At 71.3% G+C, this 23,880-nt stretch carries 16 protein-coding genes and 2 tRNA genes; 14 read left to right on the top strand and 4 right to left on the bottom strand.

The window, feature by feature from the left end; all coding sequences use genetic code 11:
- Positions 1-31 precede the first annotated feature (31 nt).
- From C1N91_RS04775 to C1N91_RS04800, 6 genes are all read left to right on the top strand, one after another.
- Positions 32-3,055, top strand: a complete 3,024-nt coding sequence (locus tag C1N91_RS04775) for an alpha-mannosidase (protein WP_137766821.1) — start codon at positions 32-34, stop codon at positions 3,053-3,055.
- A 133-nt stretch (positions 3,056-3,188) separates the two neighbouring features.
- On the top strand, positions 3,189-4,091 hold the full coding sequence (locus C1N91_RS04780; RefSeq protein WP_137766822.1) for an endo-beta-N-acetylglucosaminidase H: 903 nt from the start codon (positions 3,189-3,191) through the stop codon (positions 4,089-4,091).
- 12 nt (positions 4,092-4,103) lie between these two features.
- On the top strand, positions 4,104-7,274 hold the full coding sequence (locus tag C1N91_RS04785) for a GH92 family glycosyl hydrolase (protein WP_137766823.1): 3,171 nt from the start codon (positions 4,104-4,106) through the stop codon (positions 7,272-7,274).
- A gap of 135 nt (positions 7,275-7,409) precedes the next feature.
- Positions 7,410-8,576 carry a hypothetical protein gene (locus C1N91_RS04790; protein ID WP_137766824.1) on the top strand — a complete coding sequence of 389 codons (1,167 nt, stop codon included), beginning with the start codon at positions 7,410-7,412 and terminating at the stop codon, positions 8,574-8,576.
- An 86-nt stretch (positions 8,577-8,662) separates the two neighbouring features.
- Positions 8,663-10,261, top strand: a complete 1,599-nt coding sequence (locus C1N91_RS04795) for a glycosyltransferase (protein WP_254678348.1) — start codon at positions 8,663-8,665, stop codon at positions 10,259-10,261.
- Positions 10,262-10,309: 48 nt separating this feature from the next.
- A complete protein-coding gene (locus C1N91_RS04800) occupies positions 10,310-10,450 on the top strand; it encodes a DUF1905 domain-containing protein (protein ID WP_137766825.1) in 141 nt (46 codons plus the stop codon).
- A 207-nt stretch (positions 10,451-10,657) separates the two neighbouring features.
- Here the strand turns inward: C1N91_RS04800 and C1N91_RS04805 are convergent.
- Positions 10,658-10,728 (bottom strand) — tRNA-Gly (locus C1N91_RS04805).
- Positions 10,729-10,783: 55 nt separating this feature from the next.
- Here C1N91_RS04805 and C1N91_RS04810 point away from each other — a divergent pair.
- From C1N91_RS04810 to C1N91_RS04830, 5 genes are all read left to right on the top strand, one after another.
- Positions 10,784-11,107, top strand: coding sequence for a hypothetical protein (locus C1N91_RS04810; protein ID WP_137766826.1), 324 nt, complete (start codon positions 10,784-10,786; stop codon positions 11,105-11,107).
- Between the two features lie 53 nt (positions 11,108-11,160).
- Positions 11,161-11,237: transfer RNA gene (locus C1N91_RS04815), tRNA-Pro, on the top strand.
- 36 nt (positions 11,238-11,273) lie between these two features.
- The gene (gene tig / locus C1N91_RS04820) at positions 11,274-12,617 is read left to right on the top strand and encodes a trigger factor (RefSeq protein ID WP_137766827.1); all 1,344 of its coding nucleotides are present in this window, start codon (positions 11,274-11,276) and stop codon (positions 12,615-12,617) included.
- 167 nt (positions 12,618-12,784) lie between these two features.
- Positions 12,785-13,411, top strand: coding sequence for an ATP-dependent Clp protease proteolytic subunit (locus C1N91_RS04825; protein WP_137766828.1), 627 nt, complete (start codon positions 12,785-12,787; stop codon positions 13,409-13,411).
- A 26-nt stretch (positions 13,412-13,437) separates the two neighbouring features.
- Entirely contained in the window at positions 13,438-14,097 is a 660-nt protein-coding gene (locus C1N91_RS04830) for an ATP-dependent Clp protease proteolytic subunit (RefSeq protein ID WP_058728413.1), read from the top strand.
- Between the two features lie 107 nt (positions 14,098-14,204).
- Here the strand turns inward: C1N91_RS04830 and C1N91_RS16610 are convergent, their stop codons facing one another.
- Positions 14,205-14,861 carry a copper resistance CopC family protein gene (locus C1N91_RS16610; RefSeq protein WP_175415912.1) on the bottom strand — a complete coding sequence of 219 codons (657 nt, stop codon included), beginning with the start codon at positions 14,859-14,861 and terminating at the stop codon, positions 14,205-14,207.
- Between the two features lie 50 nt (positions 14,862-14,911).
- The gene (locus C1N91_RS04840; protein ID WP_137766829.1) at positions 14,912-15,634 is read right to left on the bottom strand and encodes a YcnI family copper-binding membrane protein; all 723 of its coding nucleotides are present in this window, start codon (positions 15,632-15,634) and stop codon (positions 14,912-14,914) included.
- Positions 15,635-15,856: 222 nt separating this feature from the next.
- On the opposite strand from C1N91_RS04840, the gene clpX reads away from it, so the two are divergent.
- From clpX to C1N91_RS04855, 3 genes are all read left to right on the top strand, one after another.
- Positions 15,857-17,137, top strand: coding sequence for an ATP-dependent Clp protease ATP-binding subunit ClpX (clpX, locus tag C1N91_RS04845; RefSeq protein ID WP_058728416.1), 1,281 nt, complete (start codon positions 15,857-15,859; stop codon positions 17,135-17,137).
- Between the two features lie 213 nt (positions 17,138-17,350).
- Entirely contained in the window at positions 17,351-18,709 is a 1,359-nt protein-coding gene (locus C1N91_RS04850) for a lytic polysaccharide monooxygenase (RefSeq protein ID WP_137766830.1), read from the top strand.
- A gap of 380 nt (positions 18,710-19,089) precedes the next feature.
- Complete coding sequence (locus C1N91_RS04855) at positions 19,090-21,669, top strand: M60 family metallopeptidase (protein WP_137766831.1); 2,580 nt, start codon at positions 19,090-19,092, stop codon at positions 21,667-21,669.
- A gap of 174 nt (positions 21,670-21,843) precedes the next feature.
- Here the strand turns inward: C1N91_RS04855 and C1N91_RS04860 are convergent, their stop codons facing one another.
- Positions 21,844-23,871, bottom strand: coding sequence for a M3 family metallopeptidase (locus tag C1N91_RS04860; RefSeq protein ID WP_137766832.1), 2,028 nt, complete (start codon positions 23,869-23,871; stop codon positions 21,844-21,846).
- Positions 23,872-23,880: the final 9 nt, after the last annotated feature.

The raw sequence follows: 23,880 nt of genomic DNA on the forward strand, positions 1-23,880 counted from the left end.
CTTGCCCTGATCCGTCCCCCGGAAGGACCCCATGCACGACGACATCCCGCTCACCACCGGACGCGCCCGACGGGTCCTCGACGAGCGGATCCTGCCCGCGGTGCACGCGACCGCGGTGCCGCTCGAGACCGCCTGGCACGAGCTGCCGGGGGAGCCGGTCCCGCCCGCCGCGGGTCTGCAGCTCGACTTCACGCCGTACGAGGTGGGGACGCCGTGGGGCGCGGCCTGGGGCACGACGTGGTTCCGGCTGTCCGGCACGGTCCCGCAGGAGTACGCCGGGCAGCGCGTGGAGGCGGTGATCGACCTCGGCTTCGACAAGAACATGCCCGGGTTCCAGTGCGAGGGGCTCGTGTACCTGGCCGACGGCACGCCGGTGAAGTCGATCAACCCGCGGAACCAGTGGGTGCTCGTCACGGAGCGGGCCGAGGGCGGCGAGACCGTCGAGCTGTTCGTCGAGGCCGCGTCGAACCCGGTGCTCCTCGACTACCACCCCTTCCTGCCGACGCAGGAGGGCGACGTGCAGACCTCGTCGTCGAAGCGGCTGTACACGAGCCGCCGCATGGACCTCGCGGTGTTCGCGTCCGAGGTGCACGAGCTGTCGCTCGACCTCGAGGTGCTCCTCGAACTGCAGGCGCAGCTGGCGGACGGCCCGCGGCGGATGCGGATCCTGCAGGCGCTCGACGACGCCCTCGACCGGCTCGACCTGCAGCACATCGCCGAGACGGCAGGGGACGCCCGCGCTGCGCTCGCCGACGTGCTCGCGGCGCCGGCCGACGCCTCGGCGCACACGATCTCGGCGATCGGCCATGCCCACATCGACTCCGCCTGGTTGTGGCCCGTCCGCGAGACGATCCGGAAGGTCGCCAGGACGACCTCGACGATGACCGAGCTCATCGACCAGACCGACGACTTCCTCTACGGCATGTCGAGTGCGCAGCAGTACGCCTGGATCAAGGAGCACCGGCCCGAGGTGTACGCCCGGGTGCGTGCCGCGGTCGAGGCCGGTCGCTTCCTGCCGCTCGGCGGCATGTGGGTCGAGTCGGACACGGTGATGCCGACGGGCGAGAGCCTCGTGCGGCAGTTCTCGCAGGGGCAGCGCTTCTTCGAGCGGGAGTTCGGCATCCGGCCGAAGGGTGTCTGGCTGCCGGACAGCTTCGGGTACTCGCCGGCACTGCCGCAGCTCATGCGCCGAGCGGGCTTCGAGTGGTTCTTCACCCAGAAGATCTCGTGGAACCAGGTGAACAAGTTCCCGCACCACACCTTCCTCTGGGAGGGCATCGACGGGTCGCGGGTGTTCTCGCACTTCCCGCCGATGGACACGTACAACTCCCGGCTCTCCGGGGAAGAGGTGGCGAAGGCCGCCCGGCAGTTCCGGGAGAACCGCCTCGCCACGGGGTCGATCGCCCCGGTCGGCTGGGGCGACGGCGGTGGTGGCACCACGCGCGAGATGACCGGCACGGCCGCTCGGCTCGCGGACCTCGAGGGCAGCGCGAAGGTCCGGTGGGAGCACCCGGACGCGTTCTTCGACCGGGCGAAGGCCGAGCTGTCGAACCCGCCGGTGTGGGTGGGGGAGCTGTACCTGGAGCTGCACCGCGCCACGCTCACGAGCCAGCACCAGACGAAGCAGGGCAACCGCCGGTGCGAGCAGCTGCTCATCGAGGCCGAGCTGTGGGCCGCGACGGCCGCCGCCCGCGTCGGGGCCGCCTACCCGTACGACGAGCTCGACGCCCTCTGGCAGCAGGTCCTCCTGCAGCAGTTCCACGACATCCTCCCCGGCACCTCGATCGCCTGGGTGCACCGCGAAGCGGTCGCGAAGTACGCCGAGACGGCCGCAGCGCTGACCGCGATCATCGAGGACGCGCTGTCGGCACTCGCCGGCCCCGGAACGGAGACCGTCGTCGTCAACCCGGCCCCGGTCCTCCAGGCCGGTGCTCCCGCGCAGGGCGCGGTCCCGGCGGCCGACGTGCCCACCGCTGAGCCGGTCTCGCTGACCCAGCAGGACGGCGGGTACGTGCTCACCAACGACCTGGTCCGGGTCGTCGTCACCGCGCAGGGCCTCGTGACGAGCGCCGTCGACCTGACCACCGGGCGCGACGCGATCGCCCCGGAGCAGGCCGCCAACCTGCTGCAGCTGCACCAGGACTTCCCGAACATGTGGGACGCGTGGGACGTCGACCGGTACTACCGGAACCGGACCGAGGACCTGGTCGTCGTCGACTCGCTCGACGCATCGGTGGACGCCGCCGGAGTTGCTCGCGTCGTCGTGTCGCGCTCGTTCGGTGACTCCTCCGTCACACAGGAGATCGTGCTCGCGCCCGGTTCCCGCACCCTCGAGTTCGACCAGACGACCGACTGGCACGAGACCGAGAAGTTCCTCAAGGTGGCGTTCCCGCTCGACGTCCGCGCCGAGCACACGATCGCCGAGACGCAGTTCGGCGCACAGAAGCGCGTCACGCACACGAACACGTCGTGGGAGGCCGCGAAGTTCGAGACGTCGATGCACCGCTACGTGCTGGTGGAGGAGCCCGGGTTCGGTGTCGCGCTCGTGAACTCCTCGATCCACGGGTTCGACACCACCCGGGACGCCGTCGACGGCCACGTCACCACGACCGTGCGGCTCTCGCTGCTCCGCGCGCCGCGGTTCCCCGACCCGGAGACCGACCAGGGCGTGCAGACGCACCGGTACGGCATCGTCGTCGGGACGGACCAGCTCGGTGCGACCGCGGCCGGCATCGTGATGAACGCCCCGGCGCGGCGCGTCACAGGCGCCCACGGGTTCGAGCCGCTCGTGCAGGTGTCGGGGGACGTCGTGCTGTCGAGCGTCAAGCTCGCCGACGACCGCTCGGGCGACCTGGTCGTCCGCGTCTACGAGCCGAGCGGGCGACGGGGGACCGGCGGCATCGCCGTCGACGGGCCGTTCGGCGAACCGGCCGAGGTGACCCTGCTCGAGGAGGCTGACGACGCACTGCCGGGTGTCGCAGCGGTCACGGACGGTGTCGCCGCGTTCCCGGTGGACGCGTACGAGGTCCGGACCTTCCGCTACCCGCGCGGCTGAGACCCCGCCGCCGGGACGCTCGGGTGTCCCGGCGGCGGAGCCGGACGGCTCGTGCCGTCCGGAGCCGGACGGCAGCAGCCGTCCGGTGCTGGGCGGCAGCAGCCGTCCGGCCCACCACTCGATGAGGAGTGTCATGCAGAAGAAGACGCAGATCGGCATCGTGGCGGCGCTCGCCGCGGTGCTCGCGGCCCCGATGATCCCGGCGGCAGCATCCGCCGCACCGTCCACCGCGTCCGCGACGAAGTCCGGCCCGACGAGCATCGCCTACGTCGAGGTCAACAACGACCAGCTCGCGAACGTCGGCCACTACCGGCTCGCCAACGGTGCGAACGCCTTCGACGTCGCGATCATCTTCGCCGCGAACATCAACCGCGACGCGGACGGTGACGCGGTGCTGTACGCCAACGAGAACGTGCAGCGCACGCTCGACGACGCCGCCACGCAGATCCGCCCGCTCCAGGCGAAGGGCATCAAGGTGTCGCTGTCGATCCTCGGCAACCACCAGGGCACGGGCATCGCGAACTTCCCGACGCAGGCAGCCGCCGAGGACTTCGCGGCGCAGGTCTCCGCGACCGTCGCACGGTACGGCCTCGACGGGGTCGACCTCGACGACGAGTACTCCGACTACGGCACGGACGGCACCCCGCAGCCCAACCAGCAGTCGATCGGCTGGCTCGTCAGCGCCCTGCGCGCAGACATGCCCGGCAAGCTCATCTCGTTCTACGACATCGGCCCGGCGTCCGACGCCCTGTCGTCGTCGAGCAGCACGATCGGGTCGCAGCTCGACTACGCCTGGAACCCCTACTACGGCACGTACTCGGCGCCCTCGATCCCGGGGCTCGGCAAGGACCGGCTCTCGGCGGCGGCGGTCGACATCCAGAACACCCCGCGGTCGACGGCGGTCTCGCTCGCGCAGCGTTCGAAGGCCGACGGGTACGGCGTCTTCATGACGTACAACCTGCCCGACGGCGACGTGAGCTCGTACGTCTCCGGGTTCACGAACGTGCTCTACGGCCAGACCACGATCCACGAGTGAGGACGACGATCCATGAGTGCTGAACGCCGTGGCGGCCCGACCGGCCCCGTGACCGCGGTCGCGGCCCGGAACGGGGTCGGGTTCGTCTCGCAGCAGGCGACCCCGATCGAGCAGACCGACCCGACGGGGACCGTGCAGGTCCTCGACGGGCATCGAGGTCACGACGTCGGGCCGACCGACGTCCTGACCTGGGTCTGGTTCCCGGAGCGGTCGCTGCCCGACGGGCGGACCGAGCCGACGACCACGGACCTCGACCGGTTCTGGGCCGCCACGGCGTTCGCACTCGACGTCGTCTTCACCGACGGCACACGACTCAGCGCGGGCGGCGCCCGCGACCAGTACGACGACCTCGTCACCCCCGAGGCGCAGGACGACGCCCGCAAGCAGTGGGTCGACCAGTGGAACCGGCGGACCGTCGACCTGTCGGCGCACGTCGGCCGGACGGTGGACCGTCTGGAGGCGCGGCTCGGCCGAGCCGACCGGCCCACGCCCGACGACGACACCGGCAGGACCGTGCGCGGCTGGCTCGACGACGTCCGGATCGCACCCGCGGGGCACGCGACCGGTCACCTGCCGCAGGGCGCTCGACCGCTCGACCACGTCCGCACCACGCGCGGCACGCACTCGTCCGGCCGGTTCTCCCGCGGCAACACCGCGCCCCTCGTCGGGCTCCCGCACGGCGGCGTCCTCGGCCTGCCGATGACCGACGCATCCGACAGCCGGTGGCCGTACGCCTACCAGGAGCACAACCGACCGAGCGACGACCGGCCTGCGATCCAGGCGTTCGCGACGAGCCACCTGCCCTCACCCTGGATGGGCGACCGCGGGGTCTTCCAGGTGATGCCGTCGCCGCTCGCCGACCCCGACGTCGACCGGACCGCCCGCGCGCTCGGCTTCGACCGGGTCGACGAGGCCGACGGACCGCACCGCTACCGGGTCGCCCTCGACGACGGCGTCACCGCCGAGATGACCGCGGGGGAGTTCGCCCTGGGGTGGCGGTTCACCGGGGTCCGCAGCATCGTGCTCGACCACCACGGCGTGCTCCGCTCGTGCACTGTGCGCATCGAGGACGGCACGGCGGTCGTCGACGTCCTGCTCGACGACCGCGCCGAGACACCACCGCACCACGTGCACGTGCGGATCGGGAACGCGCTCGCCGACCGGACGACGTTCGTGGACGGCGAGCTCCGCGGCTGCATCGAGGTCGGCGGGGACACCGACGTGCTGCTCGGGATCTCGACCGTCTCCGCCGAGGACGCGATCGCGAACCTCGAGGTCGCGGGGGACGTCGACCGGATGCGTCGGCACGCCGAGGAACGCTGGACCGCCGCACTCGACACGCTGCAGGTCGGGGGCGCCACCGAGGACCAGCTCGTCTCGATCTACTCCGGGCTGTACCGGGCCTTCCTGTACCCGACGCGTGCGGGGGAGACCGCGCTGACCGGGGCACCACGGCACCGGTCGCCGTACGGGGAGGTCCTGTCCGAGCCGATCCGCGACGAACCAGGACCCGAGGTCGTGGACGGCCCGCTCACCACCACGAACGGGTTCTGGGACACCTACCGGACCGCGTGGCCGCTGCTCGCGCTCCTCACGCCGGACACCGCGGCGGACCTCGCCGAGGGGGTCGTCGCGCACTTCACCGACGGTGGGTGGACCCCGCGCTGGAGTGCACCCGGCGCCGAGGACGTCATGACCGGCACGACGAGCGACACCGTGTTCGCCGACCTCGTGGCCAAGGGGATCGACGGGTTCGACGTCGGTCAGGCCTACCGGTCCGCGGTGCGCAACGCGACCGTCCCGTCGCCGGACCGACGCGTCGGACGGAAGGGGAGCCTCCCGGGCGACCTCCGCGGGTACGTCGACACGGCGACCGGCGAAGGGATGTCCTGGACCCTCGACGCCGCGATCAACGACTGGGGTGTCGCCGTCCTGGCGGACGCGATGGCGACGCGGGCCGCGGCTGCCGGCGACCCGGACGGCGAGCGGCGGTACCGGGCGGAGCACGAGTGGTTCGCACGCCGCTCCTTGCGGTACCGGAACGTCTTCGACCGGGAGCGCGGGTTCTTCATCGGCCGCACACCCGACGGTGCCTGGCGAGCGGGCGACGACTTCGACCCCGACGTCTGGGGCGGCGACTACACCGAGACCAATGCCTGGGGGACGATGTTCACCGCGCCGCACGACGGTGCCGGGGTGGTCGACCTGCACGGCGGACCGGCCGGCTTCGACGACGCCGTCGCTCGGTTCCTGCAGCGGCCCGAGACCGGTACCACCGACCGGTCCGGGTCGTACGGGTTCGCGATCCACGAGATGACCGAGGCGCGCGACGTGCGGATGGGGATGCTCGGCCTGTCGAACCAGCCGGCGCACCACATCCCGTTCTTCCCGATGTTCACCGGACGACACGACGACGCGCACCGCATCGTCCGCGAGTGCCTCGACCGGCTCTTCGTCGGTTCCGACCTCGGGCAGGGGTACCCGGGTGACGAGGACAACGGCGAGATGAGCGCCTGGTACGTCCTCGCCACGATCGGCCTGTACCCGCTGGCGCCGGCGACCGGCACCTACGTGCTCGTCCCGCCGTCGGTCCGGCGGACGGTGCTGCGGCGGCCTGGAGGCGCGACCACCGTCATCGAGACCGCCGGCGACGGGCGGTTCATCGCCTCCGTCACGGTCGACGGCGACCCGTGGGAGTCGATCAGCATCCCGCACGCGGTCGTCGTCGGGGCATCGTCGATCGTGGTGGAGCTGTCGGCGACCGCTACCGGGTGGGCGTCCGACACCCGACCGGTCTCCGCGTCGGAGCTGCACGGCTTCCTGGACACCCCGGACGACGTCCTGCCCGTCGGGGCATCGCCGCTCACCGACGACACGGGGCTGACCCGTGTGGCGCTCGCCGCGGGGGAGTCGGTGTCCGTGCCGGTCACCGCCCCGAGGACGTCCCTGGTCGCCGTCACGGTGGCCGAGCCGGTCACCGCGTCGTGGCGCACGGTGCTCCGTGACGCGGGCGGCACCGTCGTGCACGACGTCGAGGAACACGACGCGGCGTTCAGCTGGACCGGGCAGACCCGCGTCTTCCGGTTCGACGGTGGCGCGGTCACCGACGGGACCCTCACGCTCGAGGCCGCGACCCCCGTGGTGCTGACGCAGCTGCAGCTCATCGCGGCCGACGGGGGCTGACGCGCCACCGGTCGCGGCGGGTCCACCACGAGGGGGACCCGTCTGTACCCCGTTCGTGGGCTGTCGCGTCCTGGGGGCACGGGGTGGAATGGACGGTGCAGGACACCCCCTGCGTGCTTCACCCGGAGGAGCCGCATGACCGTCACGCTCTCCCGCCCGCACCCGGTGCCGACCGGTGCGGTGCCGGCACCCGCACCGCTGCGCCCGCTGCCGCCCGTCGCCGTCCGGTGGTCCCTCCGCGCCGCGTTCGCGCTGCCGTACGTCGTCCTCGCACTGGTCGCGGCGCGCGGCACACCGACGCCGTCGCTCGGACTCACCGGGAACCAGGTCACGTTCGACCGGGCGACGGCCGCACTCGACGGTGGCGTGGTCCAGGCCATCGGGCAGCTCTGGCCGCTGCTCTCCGGGGTGCTGCTCCGGTTCATGCCGTTCGGCGTGCAGGGTGCCGCGGTGCTCGGTGGGATCGTCGCCGGCGTGCTGCTCCAGCTCCTCGCCCAGGACATGCTGCGCCGCGGCCTGCGGATGCGCGAGGTCGTCGCGTTCACGATCGCCCTCGGTGCCAACCCGCTGTACGCCTTCATCGCGCTCGACGACCTGCAGGCCTTCCTCGGCATCGCACTCTTCGCCCTGGCGGTCGTCGACATGGTGCGGTTCTTCGCGTGGGGGGACACGCAGGCGGGGTTCCGCGCCGGACTCGCGCTGATGCTCTCCACGCTGGTCGACCCGATGGGCTTCGTCTACGTCGGCATCGCGGCGCTCGCCGCACCGCTGCTCGACCTGGCGCGCCACGACCAGCGGGGCATCCGTCGGGCGAACGTGCTCGTCCTCGTGTTCCCGAGCGTCGCTGTCGCGCTCTCCACCGCCCTCCTCGACCTGATGGTGCTCCACGACCCGTTCGCGGCGATGCGCAGGACGATCCACGTCTCCGCTGAACGCCTCGACGCCCTGCGCCACCTGTTCGCCACGGCGGACGGCCTGCTCCTCGTCGCGATGCTCGTCGCCGGCGCCACCCTGGCCCTGCTCGTCCGCCGGCCAGGCGCGATCGCCCTCGTCGCGGCGCTCTTCGTCGGGACCATGGGCGGGTACGCGATCGGGCTCGTCCCGGTGGCGACGGCAGGCAACGTCTTCGTCACCATGCTCAGCGTGGCGATCGCCATCCTGCCGCCGGTCGAGGGCCGGGTCACCAGCACCCTCGTCGTCGTCCTCGCCGTCCTGCAAGTGCCCCTCGCGTGGGCCGCGGCGTCCGAACGTCAGGTCGTCGTCGAGTGGATGCACGCCGTCACCGCGGTGGTGCTCCGGTGACCGCGCTCGGACCACGGCCCGCGGTCGTGTCCGGTGGTCGGCACCGCGGCGAGGAGACCGACTGGCGCCCGCGCCACCGGTGCTCCGTGCAGCGGCACGTCGAGGAGGGCTGGGTCGCGTCCGCGCGCATCCGCGAGGGCGTCCTCGTCCTGACGAGCGGCAGGTCCGACCCGGACGTCCTCAGCGCGGCGCTCACCGAGGAGTTCGGCGAGCCCGTCGTCCTCCGCAGCGCGTCCGAGGCGGACGTCCGCCAGCGCGTCGCGTACGAGCTCGAGGAGGAGGTTGCCGACCTCGCCGCGCACGGCCTCGCCCGGACGAACCCGGCGCTGTCCGCACGGACCGTCCTCTCACGCGGGCAGCAGGTCGGTGGCGTGGTCGCCCTGCTCGTGTTCGCGGCGTGCCTCGTCCTCGCCCCCGGCAGCACGGTGGCGATCGCGACGGCGGTGCTCTCGCTCGGCTTCCTCGCCGGCATCCTCTTCAAGTTCTGGGTGTCGATGGTCGGCGCGCGCTTCGACCTGGTCGAGCAGGTATCGGCCGAGGACGTCGCCGCACTGGACGACGACGCCCTGCCGACGTACACCGTGCTCGTGCCCGTCTTCCGCGAGGCGAACATCGTGCACGACCTCGTCCGGAACCTCGAGGTGCTCGACTGGCCGAAGGACCGGCTCGAGGTCCTGGTGCTCGTCGAGGCCGAGGACCACGAGACCCGCGAGGCCGTCATCGACGCCGCGCCACCGGAGTGGATGCGCATCGTCATCGTGCCACCGGGGTCACCGCAGACGAAGCCGCGCGCCTGCAACGTCGGACTGGCGATCGCGCAGGGGGAGTACGTCGTCATCTACGACGCCGAGGACCGTCCGGACCCCGACCAGCTGAAGAAGGTGTTCCTGACCTTCGACCGCGCCGGGGACGACACCGTGTGCGTGCAGGCGGCGCTGAGCTACTTCAACGCCGACGAGAACGCACTCACGCGCATGTTCACGCTCGAGTACTCGTACTGGTTCGACTACATGCTCGCCGGACTCGACGCCCGACAGCTCCCGATCCCGCTCGGCGGCACGTCGAACCACTTCCGCGCCGACCTGCTCCGCGAGCTCGGTGGATGGGACCCGTACAACGTCACCGAGGACGCCGACCTCGGCATCCGGGCGTCCGCCGTCGGGTACCGGGTCGCCGTCGTCAACTCGACGACGATGGAGGAGGCGAACACCTCGATCCCGAACTTCGTCCGGCAGCGCTCCCGCTGGATCAAGGGCTACATGCAGACGGCGCTCGTGCACGCACGGCGTCCACGGGCGCTCGTCAGGGAGATCGGTCCGCGACGGGCAGCAGCCTTCGCCCTGCTCATCGCGGGGACGCCGCTGACGTTCCTCGGGATGCTGCCCGGCGTCGTCGTCACGATCGCGACGCTCGTGCTGCCGGCGGACTGGACCGCGCCGCTGTTCCCGGCGCCGGTCCTGTGGCTCTGCGTGCTCGACTTCCTGCTCGGCAACGCCACGATGATCTACCTGACGATGATGGGGCCGTACAAGCGCGGCCGCTTCGACCTGATGGGCTGGGCGCTCCTCAACCCGCTGTACTGGATCCTGCACTCGGTCGCCGCGTACAAGGGGCTGTGGCAGCTGATCACCCGGCCGCACTACTGGGAGAAGACCGAGCACGGCCTGACGAAGACCACCGCGTGAGTCCTACGATGCCCGCGTGGACATCGAGTTCGACGCCGAGGTGATCGAGTGGCGGGGGCCGGCACGACGACGTCGCTCCTCCCGAAGGACGGCGGCTACCTCGTGCCCCTGCGCACGGCGGAGCGTCGTCGCGCGGCCGTGGAGGTCGGCGACGTCGTCCACGTGACCCTGACGTTCGCCGCCCCCTGATCCTCCGCCGCTGCGGATCGGCCTCGGCTCGTGTCGGATCGGCGCGCCGGATCATGACGTTCCGTTGTGCTCGTGACGATCCCGGTGTGCGGATGCCGGGTGCTGCGAACCGAGATCGTCACGGCACGAGCTGCTCGGCGGTTTCCTTGCCGGCGACGACCCGCGTGCCGGCGCAGTGCGAGCTGGACGATGCCGGGGGGAGGAGAGAGGGGATGACGGGAATCGAACCCGCGTGACCAGTTTGGAAGACTGGGGCTCTACCATTGAGCTACATCCCCGCACTGCGGCACGAGTCCGCAGCGCCACCATCGTAGCGGACGAACGGCCCCCGACATGCCATCCACCGTGCTGCCGCAGCCGGACGGCTCCGACACGCGCCGGATCAAGCGCTCCCGCGTGCTCTCGTTCGTGCTCCTCGCCGTCGCCGCCGTGGTGTTCTCGCTCCGTCCCGAGGCCTTCGGCGACCCGCACGCCCAGCCCTGGCACGTCCTGCTGCACGTCTGGCGGATCGTCCTCGGCGTCGCGCTGATGGTCGCCGCGCTCGGGGTGCAGGTCGCCGTGGGGGTGCGCTGGCGGCAGGCCCTGCGGCGCAGCGCCGAGCAGGAACCGTCCACACCCGGCACGCCTCCCGGGAAGCAGCCACCGCGGGACCGCTAGACTCGTCGCGGTCGTGCGTGCCCTCGGGCGTGCGCGGCCACCTGGCCCAGTCACGGGGCGTAGCTCAGCTTGGTAGAGCGCCCGCTTTGGGAGCGGGAGGTCGCAGGTTCGAATCCTGTCGCCCCGACCAGGTCCACTCGAACGTCAACCAACAGGAGTACATCCCTTGGCCACCAGCACCGTCGACAAGGTGAGCGACACCCGCGTCAAGCTCACCGTGAACGTGACGCCGGACGATCTCAAGCCGAGCATCGACCACGCCTACAAGCACATCGCCGAGCAGATCAACATCCCCGGCTTCCGCAAGGGCAAGGTCCCGCCGGCGATCGTCGACCAGCGCGTCGGCCGCGGCGAGGTCCTGAACCACGCCGTCGGTGACGCCATCGACACCTTCTACCGCCAGGCGGTGGAGGAGCAGGAGCTGCGCATCCTCGGTCGCGCCGAGGCCGACGTCGCCGAGCTCCCGAACGTCAAGGACTTCTCGGGTGACCTCGTCCTCACCTTCGAGGTGGACGTCCGTCCGGAGTTCGACCTGCCGGCGTACGACCAGTACGAGCTCACGGTCGACGCCGTCGAGGTCTCCGACGACGAGGTCGAGGAGGAGCTGCAGAACCTGCGCACCCGCTTCGGCACGCTCGTGACGGTCGACCGTCCGGCGAAGACCGGTGACTTCGCCCAGATCGACCTGACCGCCACCATCGGTGACGACGAGGTCGACTCGGCCACCGGCGTGTCCTACGAGATCGGCTCGGGCGACCTGCTCGAGGGCATCGACGAGGCGCTCGAGTCGCTCACCGCCGGCGAGTCGACCACGTTCGAGTCCACGCTGGTCGGTGGCGACCGCGAGGGCGAGACCGCGCAGATCGCCGTGACCGTCACCGCCGTCAAGGAGCGCGAGCTCCCCGAGGCCGACGACGAGTTCGCGCAGATCGCCAGCCAGTTCGACACCATCGAGGAGCTCAAGGCGGACCTCAAGGAGCAGATCGCGAAGTCCAAGACCTTCGGTCAGGGCGCCGCGGCTCGCGACAAGCTCGTCGAGAAGCTCATCGAGGACGTGCACATCCCGATCTCGGAGCAGCTCATCGAGGACGAGGTGCACCGTCACCTCGAGCAGGAGAACCGCCTCGAGGACGACGAGCACCGCAAGGAGGTCTCCGAGTCCAGCGAGAAGGCCTTCCGTTCGCAGCTGCTCCTCGACGCCATCGCCGAGAAGGAGGAGATCCAGGTCTCCCAGGAGGAACTCACGCAGTACCTCATCCAGGCGGCGGCGCAGTACGGCATGGAGCCGGCCGAGTTCATCAAGGTCATCGACCAGAACGGTCAGATCCCCGGCATGGTCGGCGAGGTCGCCCGTTCCAAGGCGGTCGCGACCGTCCTGTCGAAGGTCACCGTCAAGGACACCAACGGCGACGTCGTCGACCTGTCCGCCTTCACCGCCGGTGTGGCGCAGGAGTCGGCTGACGACGAGTCGGCCGACGCCGACGAGGCCGCGGAGGCCGACGCGAAGTAACGCGACACGCTGACGGACGGGAGGCACGGTGCCAGCTGGCACCGTGCCTCCCGTTCGTCGTCCACGCGGTTTCCGCGCCCGCGCACCGCCCACAGCGAACAGGCGCGAACTGCCGCGTTGCACCCGATAAGTTCGACATCAAGCGACAACTGAACGGGAGCTTTTCCATGGCCGAAGCGACACTGAACCCCAGTGTTTTTGACCGCCTTCTGAGAGACCGGATCGTGTGGCTCGGCTCTGAGGTCCGCGACGAGAACTCGAACGAGATCGCAGCGAAGCTGCTGATGCTCGCCGCCGAGGACCCTGAGAAGGACATCTACCTCTACATCAACTCGCCCGGTGGCTCGATCACCGCGGGCATGGCGATCTACGACACGATGCAGTTCGTGCCGAACGACATCGTCACCGTGGGCATCGGCCTCGCCGCCTCGATGGGGCAGTTCCTGCTCTCGTCGGGTACGCCGGGCAAGCGCTACATCACCCCGAACGCCCGCGTGCTCCTGCACCAGCCGTCCGGTGGCTTCGGCGGCACCGCTGCCGACATCCAGACGCAGGCCAAGGTCATCCTCGACATGAAGCAGCGCATGGCGGAGCTCACGGCCGAGCAGACCGGCAAGTCGATCGAGCAGATCCTCAAGGACAACGACCGCGACAACTGGTTCACGGCGCAGGAAGCCCTCGAGTACGGCTTCGTCGACCACCTCCGTGCGTCCTCGAACGAGGTCATCGGCGGCGGCGGCACCGTGGGCGACGGCGAGACGCCGACCGCTGCAGCCGAGCCCGAGTCCAACTGACCACCACCGAAGAGAAGGAAACGAGAATGCACCTCCCCATGCTCGGTGGCGCGCAGAACGTCCCGGCTCCGTCCGATCGCTACATCCTCCCCAGCTTCGAGGAGCGCACGGCCTACGGCTTCAAGCGGCAGGACCCGTACGCGAAGCTCTTCGAGGACCGCATCGTGTTCCTCGGCGTGCAGGTCGACGACGCGTCGGCCGACGACGTCATGGCCCAGCTGCTCGTGCTCGAGTCGATGGACCCGGACCGCGACATCGTGATGTACATCAACTCGCCCGGTGGCTCGTTCACCGCGATGACGGCGATCTACGACACGATGCAGTACATCCGTCCGCAGATCCAGACGGTCTGCCTCGGTCAGGCTGCCTCGGCGGCGTCGGTGCTCCTCGCTGCCGGTACCCCCGGCAAGCGTCTGGCCCTGCCGAACGCCCGCGTGCTCATCCACCAGCCGGCGACCCAGCAGGGTGGCGGTCAGGCGTCGGACATCGAGATCCAGGCGGCGGAGATCCTCCGCATGCGCACCTGGCTCGAGGAGACGCTGTCGAAGCACTCGAACCGCACCCCGGAGCAGGTCAACAACGACATCGAGCGCGACAAGATCATGTCCGCCGAAGAGGCGCTCGAGTACGGCCTGATCGACCAGGTCCTCACGAGCCGCAAGAACCTGCCGGCGCTCGTCAAGTAGCCCAGCACGCGCGAAGGCCCCGCACCGATCGGTGCGGGGCCTTCGTCGTGTCCGCTCGGACGGGCATCCCCGGCCGGGAGGCGCGGTGCCGGTCCGGTGGGACGCCGTCAGTCCTCGTCGTGGTCGTCGGTCGCCGGTGTGCCCGTGCGGCGTCGGAGCAGCAGCAGGACGGCCACGACGACACCGGCGAGCACGATGCCGCCGGCGCCGATGAACAGGGCGTCGGTCGCGCTCGAGTCGCCGCCGGTGTCACCGGCTGCGGCGTCGGGTGCGCCGGACCCCGCGCCTGACGCCGCGCCGGACCCCGAGCCGCCCCCGTTGCCGGTCGTGCAGGTCGCCGGCTCCGCCGTGCCGCGGTCGGGGGAGAAGCCCGTCGGCGCCTTCCACGTGAAGTCGTACCGGTCGGAGACGGTGTGGCCGTCGGCGGACACGATCTGCCACTCGACCTCGTACTTCCCCGACTCGCCGAGCGCCGCCTTCGTGGTCATCGAGGGGCCGTCCACGGAGACGCAGCCGTCCTCGTGGTACCGCCCGTCCGGTCCGATGACCCGGAAGGCGAAGCCCGAGTCCGACCCGCCGATCGCCAGCAGCCGGTCGTTCGTGGTGATGTCGAAGCGGTCCGGCAGCTCGGTCAGCGTCCCACCGACCGCCGGGGTCGAGGACACCAGGTAGTTGTGCGCGCTGGCGGGCGCGGCGAGCCCGAGGACCGCACCGCCCGCGACGGCGAGGGTCGCGGCGGCCGCGGCCACGGGCCTCCAGGCCAAGCGGCGGGATGCGCCGGACCGGCGGCCGCCCGTCGGACGTGCGCGACGGGTCACTTCGCGGCGTCCCGGCGGCGGGTGGCGGCGACGGCGACGACCAGGCCGACCGCGCCGACCACCAGGCCGCCGAGGCCGAGGAACCGGCCGACGAGGTCGGGCTGCGCCGCGGTGGTCGTGGTGTCGCTCGCGGTCGCGGTCGTGGCGTCGTCGTCGTCACCGCTCGCCGAGCTGGCGGCGGTCAGGACGATCGACGGCGCGGGGTGCTCGGGCTCGGCCTTCCCGCTCTCCTGGACCTGGTCCCAGTCGGTCGAGCCCTGCTCGCAGGTCTGCACGACCGGGAAGGAGACGCGGTCGCCGGGCTTGCCGTCGGGCAGCGCGAAGGAGAGCGAGAAGGTGTCGCGCTCGTCGGCGGGGAGCGGCGTCTTCGCCGTGTAGGTGACGCTCGTGACGCGCTCCGCGCCGGCCTCGGACTCCTCGTCGCTCGCGGCGCTGCTCGACGGGGCGGTGTACGGCTCGGTGGCCTTCGTGATCGTCCAGTTCGGGTTCACGGTCGGCGTGACCTCGATGACGGACTCGGGCACCTGGAAGACGAGCTTCGTCGTGGGGGAGCCGTCGCAGCCGTGCGGGACCGAGAAGGTCGCCGTGGTGTACGAGTTCGCCGCGGTCGAGGTCGCGTCGGCCTCGACGTGCGCGCTGGCGGCCGCCGCGGTGCCGAGGACGATCGCGGCGGTGACGCCGATGGTTCCGGTGCCGAGCAGGGCGAGGCGCTTCGTCATGGGGTCCTTCCGGTTCTCTACAACTTGTAGAGGAACAGGGCAACGGTACCAGGTGTGCACGCCCTGGGCGAACGGGCGGGGACAGGCCGGGCGGCGTCACGGTGGCTGTCACCGGATGCGGTTAGAGTCGATCACATCGGGCGGGACACCAGCCTGCACCGGTCGACCGCACGGGTCGACCGCACCGGTCATCGGCATCGGTCATCCAAGGAGGGCACCGACATGGCACGCATCGGGGAGAGCGCTGACCTGCTGAAGTGCTCCTTCTGCGGCAAGAGCCAGAAGCAGGTCCAGCAGCTCATCGCCGGACCGGGGGTGTACATCTGCGACGAGTGCGTCGAGCTGTGCAACGAGATCATCGAGGAGCGCCTCGCCGAAGCGGGCGAGGACACCACCAGCGGCGACTTCGAGCTGCCGAAGCCCCGCGAGATCTTCGACTTCCTGCAGGAGTACGTGATCGGGCAGGACCCCGCGAAGCGTGCCCTGGCCGTGGCCGTCTACAACCACTACAAGCGCATCCGCGCGCAGGGGCAGATCACCGCTGCCGAGGACCGCGACGACGTCGAGATCGCGAAGTCGAACATCCTGCTCATCGGCCCGACCGGCTGCGGCAAGACCTACCTCGCGCAGACCCTGGCCAAGCGCCTCAACGTGCCGTTCGCCGTCGCCGACGCCACCGCGCTGACCGAGGCCGGCTACGTGGGCGAGGACGTCGAGAACATCCTGCTCAAGCTGATCCAGGCCGCGGACTACGACGTCAAGCGCGCCGAGACCGGCATCATCTACATCGACGAGGTCGACAAGATCGCGCGCAAGGCGGAGAACCCGTCGATCACCCGCGACGTGTCGGGCGAGGGCGTGCAGCAGGCGCTGCTCAAGATCCTCGAGGGCACGACGGCATCGGTCCCGCCGCAGGGCGGTCGGAAGCACCCGCACCAGGAGTTCATCCAGATCGACACGACGAACGTGCTGTTCATCGTGGCGGGGGCGTTCGCGGGGCTCGAGGACATCGTGTCCTCGCGGGTCGGCAAGCGGGGGATCGGCTTCGGCGCTCCGCTGCACAGCCCGCTCGACCAGCAGGACCTGTTCGCCGACGTCCTGCCCGAGGACCTGCACAAGTTCGGGCTCATCCCCGAGTTCATCGGGCGTCTGCCGGTCGTCACGACGGTGTCGCAGCTCGACCAGGCGGCGCTCATGCAGATCCTCACCGAGCCGAAGAACGCGCTCGTGAAGCAGTACCAGCGGATGTTCGCGATCGACGGCGTCGAGCTCGAGTTCGACCGGGGTGCCCTCGAAGCCATCGCCGACCTCGCCGTGCTGCGCCAGACCGGTGCCCGCGGGCTCCGGGCGATCCTCGAAGAGGTCCTCGGCCCGGTCATGTTCGACGTGCCCTCGGACGACGACGTCGCCCGCGTGGTGATCACCCGCGAGTCCGTGCTCGAGAACGCGGCGCCGACGATCGTGCCGCGCCCCCGGGCGAAGCGCGTGGAGAAGTCCGCGTAGCGTCCGACGCTCGCAGATCGACGGCCCGGTCCCCGTGCGGGGCCGGGCCGTCGTCGTGTGCGTCGCCCCTCGCGTTCCGCCGTGGTCCTCCGGCCCTCGCGTCCGACCGCGGTCGGCAGGAGTCGCCATTCGGAGACGTGCTCGAAGACCGCCCCGCCTCCAGGCTTGTCAGCGGCCGTCCGGCCCGACAGTGATCTCTCGAGAGGAACCTTCATGCGCATCGTCCGACCAGCCCTCGCCACGTGCATCGCCGCTGCCGCGGTCGGAGCAGCGGCGCTCGTCCCGTCGACCGCCTTCGCACACGGCTACGTCGGGACCACCGACCCGTCCGGCACCGCGCTCACCGCCCGAGCGGCGCTCGCGGCCAACACCGGCCTCGGCGGGATCCAGTACGAGCCGCAGTCGCTCGAGGCGCCGAAGGGCTTCCCGGCAGCCGGCCCGGCCGACGGACACCTCGCGTCGGCGGGACAGTCGGTGGCGACTGCGCTCGACGAACAGCGCGAGGACCGCTGGGTCAAGAACGAGGTCGAGGCAGGCCCGGTCACGGTCGACTGGACCTTCACCGCGCCGCACCCGACCTCGCAGTGGCGCTACTACATGACGAAGGTCGGGTGGGACCCGAACGACGAGCTCGACCGCGGTGACTTCGAGCTCATCGGGACCGTGGAGCACGACGGGTCGGTGGCATCGAACAACCCCAGCCACGAGATCACGATCCCCGCGGACCGCGAGGGCTACCACGTGATCTACGCCGTGTGGGACGTCGCGGACACCGCGAACGCCTTCTACAACGTCATCGACGTCGACGTGCAGCCCGGAGACGACGGCGACACCGGTGGTCCCGGCGGCGAGGACACGACCCCGCCGTCGCCGGCCCGCGACGTACGGGGGACGGCCGTCTCCCCGACCGAGGTCCGCCTCGACTGGGGCGCGGCGAGCGACGACGTCGGCGTCGACCACTACCGCATCTGGGACGCCGCGGAGCGTGCCTACGTCGCGACCCTGCCGGCCACCGCGCGGACGGCCACGCTCGGCGACCTGACACCGGACACGCGGCACACCTTCGGCGTCGTGCCCTTCGACGCGGCAGGGAACCACTCGAGCTACGAGATCGTGGTGGTCCGGACGCCCGCACCCGACGAGCAGACGCTCAGCGCACCGACGCACCTGCACAGCATGGGCACCACGAGCTCGTCCGTCGACCTCATGTGGATGGCGGGAGACGACACCGAGGGCGTCCGGTACGAGGTGCTGCGTGACGGCGAGCTCGTCGGCACCACGTCGGACCGGACGTTCACCGACCGCGGGCTCCGCGCCGCCAGCGAGTACCGCTACGAGGTCCGTGCGGTCTCCGGCGACCGTCGCTCCGACCTGTCGAACGTCCTGACGGTCACGACGGACACGGAGACGGCACCGGAGCCGGGTCTGCCGACCTGGGACGCCTTCGCCCAGTACGTCCAGGGTGACCGGGTCGTGCACGACGGCACGGTGTACGAGGCCGTGCAGACCCACCAGGGCTACGGCGACCCCGCCTGGATCACCGCGCTCTCCCTGTGGAAGCCGGTCGCCTGACCCTGCTCGGTACACGACGGACGGCCCGTCGGCGACACCCGTGTGTCGCCGACGGGCCGTCCGTCTGCTGATGTCCTCGGTCCCGCCCGGGTCTCCTCGGTCGCAGACCGACGGCCCGGCCCGCGTGCGCGGTGGCGCCGTCGCCACGTCGCCACGTCGCCACGTCGCCACGTCGCCACGTCTCCGATCGGCGACGTCCGTCGATCGCCCGCGCTCCCTACCGTGGTCTGGTCCCACCGACCACGAGGAGCACCATGTCACGTCCCCGGCCCCGATCGACCCACCTCCCCGCGCACACGCGTCTCCGATCCGTCCCCGCCCGGCTCCTCCCCGGTCTCGCCGGCGCGCTGGTCCTGAGTACTGCTGCACCCGTCGTCGCGGTGGCCGACACCGGTGCCGAGCGGGGGACGAGCACCGTGGAGGGCTCGCTGCAGGTGACCTCCGCCACTGCGTGGAACACGTCGGGGGAGTTCACGCTCCGGAACACCGGCGACGCGCCCGCCGACTGGACGCTCCGCTTCTCGGTGCCGTCCGGTGTCTTCTCGAACTGGGCCGGGTGGATGTCCGACACCGAGCAGTCCGACGACGTCGTCACGATCCGCTCCCGCCCCGACCAGCGACTCGCGCCGGGCGCCCGGGTGTCGCTGTCCTTCGGCATCCAGGGCGACGGGACCGCCGTGCCGGTCGTCGAGCAGTGCGCGATCGACGGCGCGGACGTCGCCGGCTGCAGCGCCGCGGAGGACGACGGCGACGACGAGTCCGAGCACCAGGACGTCCAGCCGCCGACCGCCGTCGGCGGGCTCACGGCGACGCCGGGCTCGCCGACGTCGGTCGACCTGGCCTGGACGGCCGCGACCGACGACACCGGGGTCACCGGGTACGAGGTCACCCGACCGGGCGCCGAGCCGGTGCTGCTCGACGGAGACACGACGGGGACCACGATCCACGAGCTGCCGGCCGACACCGACCTGGTGTTCTCCGTGACCGCCCGGGACGCCGCCGGGAACCGCGGCCCGGCGACCGACGTCACGGTCCGGACACCCGCGCTGCCCGTCGAGCAGCCTGCGGCGCTCCGGGTGCACACCGACCGGTCGGAGGTGCCCGTGGAGGCGCTCGGCAGCGCCGAGGCCGCCCGGATCGCCGAGGGGCGGTACCGCCGGCACACCGAGCTGCAGGTCACCGGTCGCTACGTCGAGCGGGGCGACGTACTCGAGGTCGACGTCCCGGAGGGCGTGGCAGGGCTCGAACTCGTCACGGGGCTCTACGGCGTCCACGACGGCAAGAACGACGGCCAGGACGTCGGGATGCGCGCGACCGCTCTGCACACGGGGACGAACCGCCTGACGGCAGAGCGCGACGGTCTGGTCTACCTGCGGACGACGACTGCCCAGGCGACGCAGGTCGAGGTCCGCGGGGGCGACCCCGTCGCGACGTACGTCCAGGGGTCGACGCCGCTCGAGGAGTTCCGCGCCCAGATCACCGAGTTCAACTCGGCGTTCGTCACGCTGGTCGGCGACCGCGTGCAGGCCGACTTCCAGGCCTGGAAGTTCCGGCAGACCCTCAAGACGCTCGACGTGGACGCCCGCCTCGCGATGTGGGACGACGTGCTCCGGACCACCGACCGCGTGTACGGCTTGTCGGAGCAGGGCGAGGGCAGCACCGCCAAGGCGCCGCACCGCCTGCACGTCGTGAACCCGACCCGCGTCCAGGACGGGTGGAACGCCTCGGCGAACCACGAGTACGTGAAGATCCCGATCCGGAACGGGATCGCGGAGAAGTTCCTCACCGGCGCCGTGACCGACCAGTGGACGTTCTGGCACGAGGTCGGGCACACCTACCGGCCGGACTGGGCCCGCTGGGACGCCGTCTCGGAGAGCTCCGTGAACATCTCCGCACTGTCGCGACAGGAGTCCCTCGGCGCGCCGAACCGTCTCGACACCGCCGCGATGCGGAAGCAGCTCGCCGACTTCCGGAAGACGCCGATCGGTCAGCGCTCGTTCGACGACATCGAGAGCAGCTTCCTCAAGACCCTCATGTTCGACCAGTTCCGGCGGGCGTTCGGTGAGGACGTCTACGCCCGTGCGACACAGCAGGTGCGGGTCGACCGAGCCTTCGGCGCACCCGCCCCGACGACGGACGACGCCAAGCGCACGGACTTCGAGCGGATCATGGCGAAGGCGACGAACCGCAACCTCATCCCGTTCTTCGAGGAGTGGGGCGTCCCGATGACCGCCGAGGTGCGCGAGGAGCTCGCGGGCTACCCGGCCCTGCGTGAGCGGATCTGGGAGAACCACGACCGCGCCACCGACCGCGTCGAGCACGTCGTGTCCTACTCGCCGACCCTCGACGGTGCATCCATCACGGGCGAGGCCTGGGCAGCCCAGCGCACGCTCGCCGAGGGCGCTGACGGACGGGGCGCGCGACTCGTGCACGAGGGCGCGGCGGAGGTCGGCCGGACACAGCTGCTCACCACCGGTGGCACGGCGGCGGCGGCGGCGGAGATCATCGCCTCGGACGGCACGCCGAACCTGGTGCGCGCGGTGCTGCCCGCCGGTCGCGGGTCGGCCGTCGAGTTCCGCGGTGCGGGTGACCTGGCGATGAGCGGCATCGGGCTCGACCCCTCGGCGCAGCGCCTCTGGGTCGAGAAGATCCGGACGACCAAGGCGGACCCGAGTGTCGATGCGCGGTACTTCGGCGCCACCCTCGTCGACACCGACGGTACGGTGATCGGCTCCGGCTACCAGAAGGGCACCGAGACCTCGGGCGCCTTCCACCACCGGTTCGACGGCACGCGGTACGCCCAGGGGCAGTACCTGGTGCTCGACCACGTGCGGCCGGAGCGGCTCGTGCTCTGGAGCGACGGCGAGCAGCTCCCGGCGTCCGACGACTCCGAGCGGGCGTTCCGCATCGACGGTGACGCGCTGGTACCCGTCGCGCTCTCGGAGGTCCCCGGCCGCTGACGCGCGCTGCGGCGCTGGAGCGCGTTGCGCGCGCTGCGCGTCGTGTCGCTGAACGACGCGGGGCACGTCGCGCCACGATGTTCCGTGGCGCGACGTGCTCCGCGTCGTGCGCGCTGCACCCGACGCCGACCGTGCCACCCGGCGCCGACCGTGCCCGACCGGCGCCGCTGCGCGCTACTCGAGCCCGCGGCGCCGCAGCAGCGGTCCGACCTCGGCGTCGCGGCCGCGGAACGACCGGTAGGCCTCGAGGGGGTCCTGCGCCCCGCCGACCCCGAGCACGAGCGACGCGAAACGCCGCCCGGCCTCGCGTGAGAGCCCGCCGTGCTCGCGGAACCACTCGACGGTGTCGGCGTCGAGCACCTCGGACCAGATGTACCCGTAGTACCCCGCGTCGTACCCGCCCGAGAAGGTGTGGGCGAAGTACGTCGACGAGTACCGCGGCGGGACGCCGGCGACGTCCACGCCGGCGGCTGCGAGGGCATCGCGCTCGAACGCCTCGACGTCGGTCACCGCGGCTGCCTCGGCGGCCGACAGTCGGTGCCAGGCCTGGTCGAGCAGCGCCGCGGCGAGGTACTCGGTGGTCGAGAAGCCCTCGTTGAAGCCGGCCGAGTCGCTCAGCCCGAGCACGAGCTCGGGCGGCAGCGGCTCCTCGGTCTCGTGGTGCTTCGCGTAGTTCGCGAGCACCGACGGCCAGGTCACCCACATCTCGTTCACCTGCGACGGGAACTCCACGAAGTCCCGCTCGACGTTCGTGCCCGAGAACCGCGGGTACGTCGTCCGGGCGATCAGCCCGTGCAGCGCATGGCCGAACTCGTGGAACAGCGTCTCGACCTCGTCCTGGATCAGCAGCGTGGGGGAACCGGCGGCGGGCTTGGCGACGTTGAGGTTGTTCACGACGACGGACAGCGTGCCGAGCAGGTGCGACTGCTCGACGACGGGGTTCATCCACGCTCCGCCGCGCTTGCCGTCCCGCGTGTACAGGTCGAGCAGGTAGAGCCCGACCTCCGCACCGTCCTCGTCGCGCACCTCGAAGACGCGGACCTCGTCGTTGTAGCCGTGCAGGTCCGGGCGCTCGGTGAAGGTCAGCCCGTACAGGGCGCCGGCGGCGTGGAACACCCCGTCGTGCAGCACGCGGTCGGCCTCGAAGTAGGGGCGGAGCGCCGAGCTGTCCGCGGCGAACTGTTCCCCGCGCAGGACCTCGGTCGCGTAGGCCCAGTCCCATGCCTCGACGTCGAAGCCGACCGTGCGGGAGCGCACGGCACGCTCGTCCTCGGCGTTGGCGGCTGCGGCCGGCACGAGCGACGAGAGCAGCCCGTCCACCGCTTCGGGCGTCCCGGCTGTCTCGTCGGCGGTGACCACCGCGGCGTGGTTCGGGAAGCCGAGCAGTTCCGCCCGCTCGGCGCGCAGGCGCACGATGCGCAGCAGCACGTCGCGGTTGTCGTGCGCGTTGCCGCGGCGTCCGCGGGACAGGGAGGCGCGCATGATCCGCTCGCGCAGACCCCGGTCGGTCAGCGACGCGAGCCACGGGTGGCCGGTGTACAGCGGCAGCGTCACGAGCCAGCCGTCGAGCCCGCGGTCCCGCGCAGCTGCCGCCGCGGCCGACTTCGCACCGTCGTCGAGTCCGGCGAGTTCGGCCTCGTCGGTGACGTGCACGGCGAGGTCGTTGGTGTCCTCGAGCAGGTTCCGCTCGAACGCCGTGGTGAGCGTCGACAGCTCCTGGTTCATCGCGGTCAGACGCGCCTTGCCGTCGTCGTCGAGGCCGGCCCCGGCGAGCGTCATCTCGGTGTGCACCCGCTCGACGAGTCGTCGATCCTCGTCGGACAGGTCCGTGCGCTCACCGAGCGCGGACCGCACGGCCTCGATCCGCGCGTACAGGCGCGCGTCGAGGGTGATCGCGTCGCGGTGCGCGGCGAGGAGCGGCGACACCTCGGCCTCGAGGTCGTGCAGCTCCGGCGTCGAGTCGGCGGAGGACAGGGTGGAGAAGACGTGCGAGACGCGCGTCAGCAGCTGCCCCGAGCGTTCGAGCGCCACGAGGGTGTTCTCGAACGTCGGGGTGTCCGGGTCGGCGGCGATGCCCTCGACCTCGGTACGCTGCTCGGCGATGCCGGCGTCGAACGCGGGGCGGAAGTGCTCGAGCCGGACGTCGTCGAACGGCGGCAGGGCGTAGGGGAGGGTGCTCGGCTGGTCGAACGGGGTGTCCATGACCCCACA

The sequence above is a fragment of the Curtobacterium sp. SGAir0471 genome, assembly GCF_005490985.1.
Taxonomy (GTDB): domain Bacteria; phylum Actinomycetota; class Actinomycetes; order Actinomycetales; family Microbacteriaceae; genus Curtobacterium.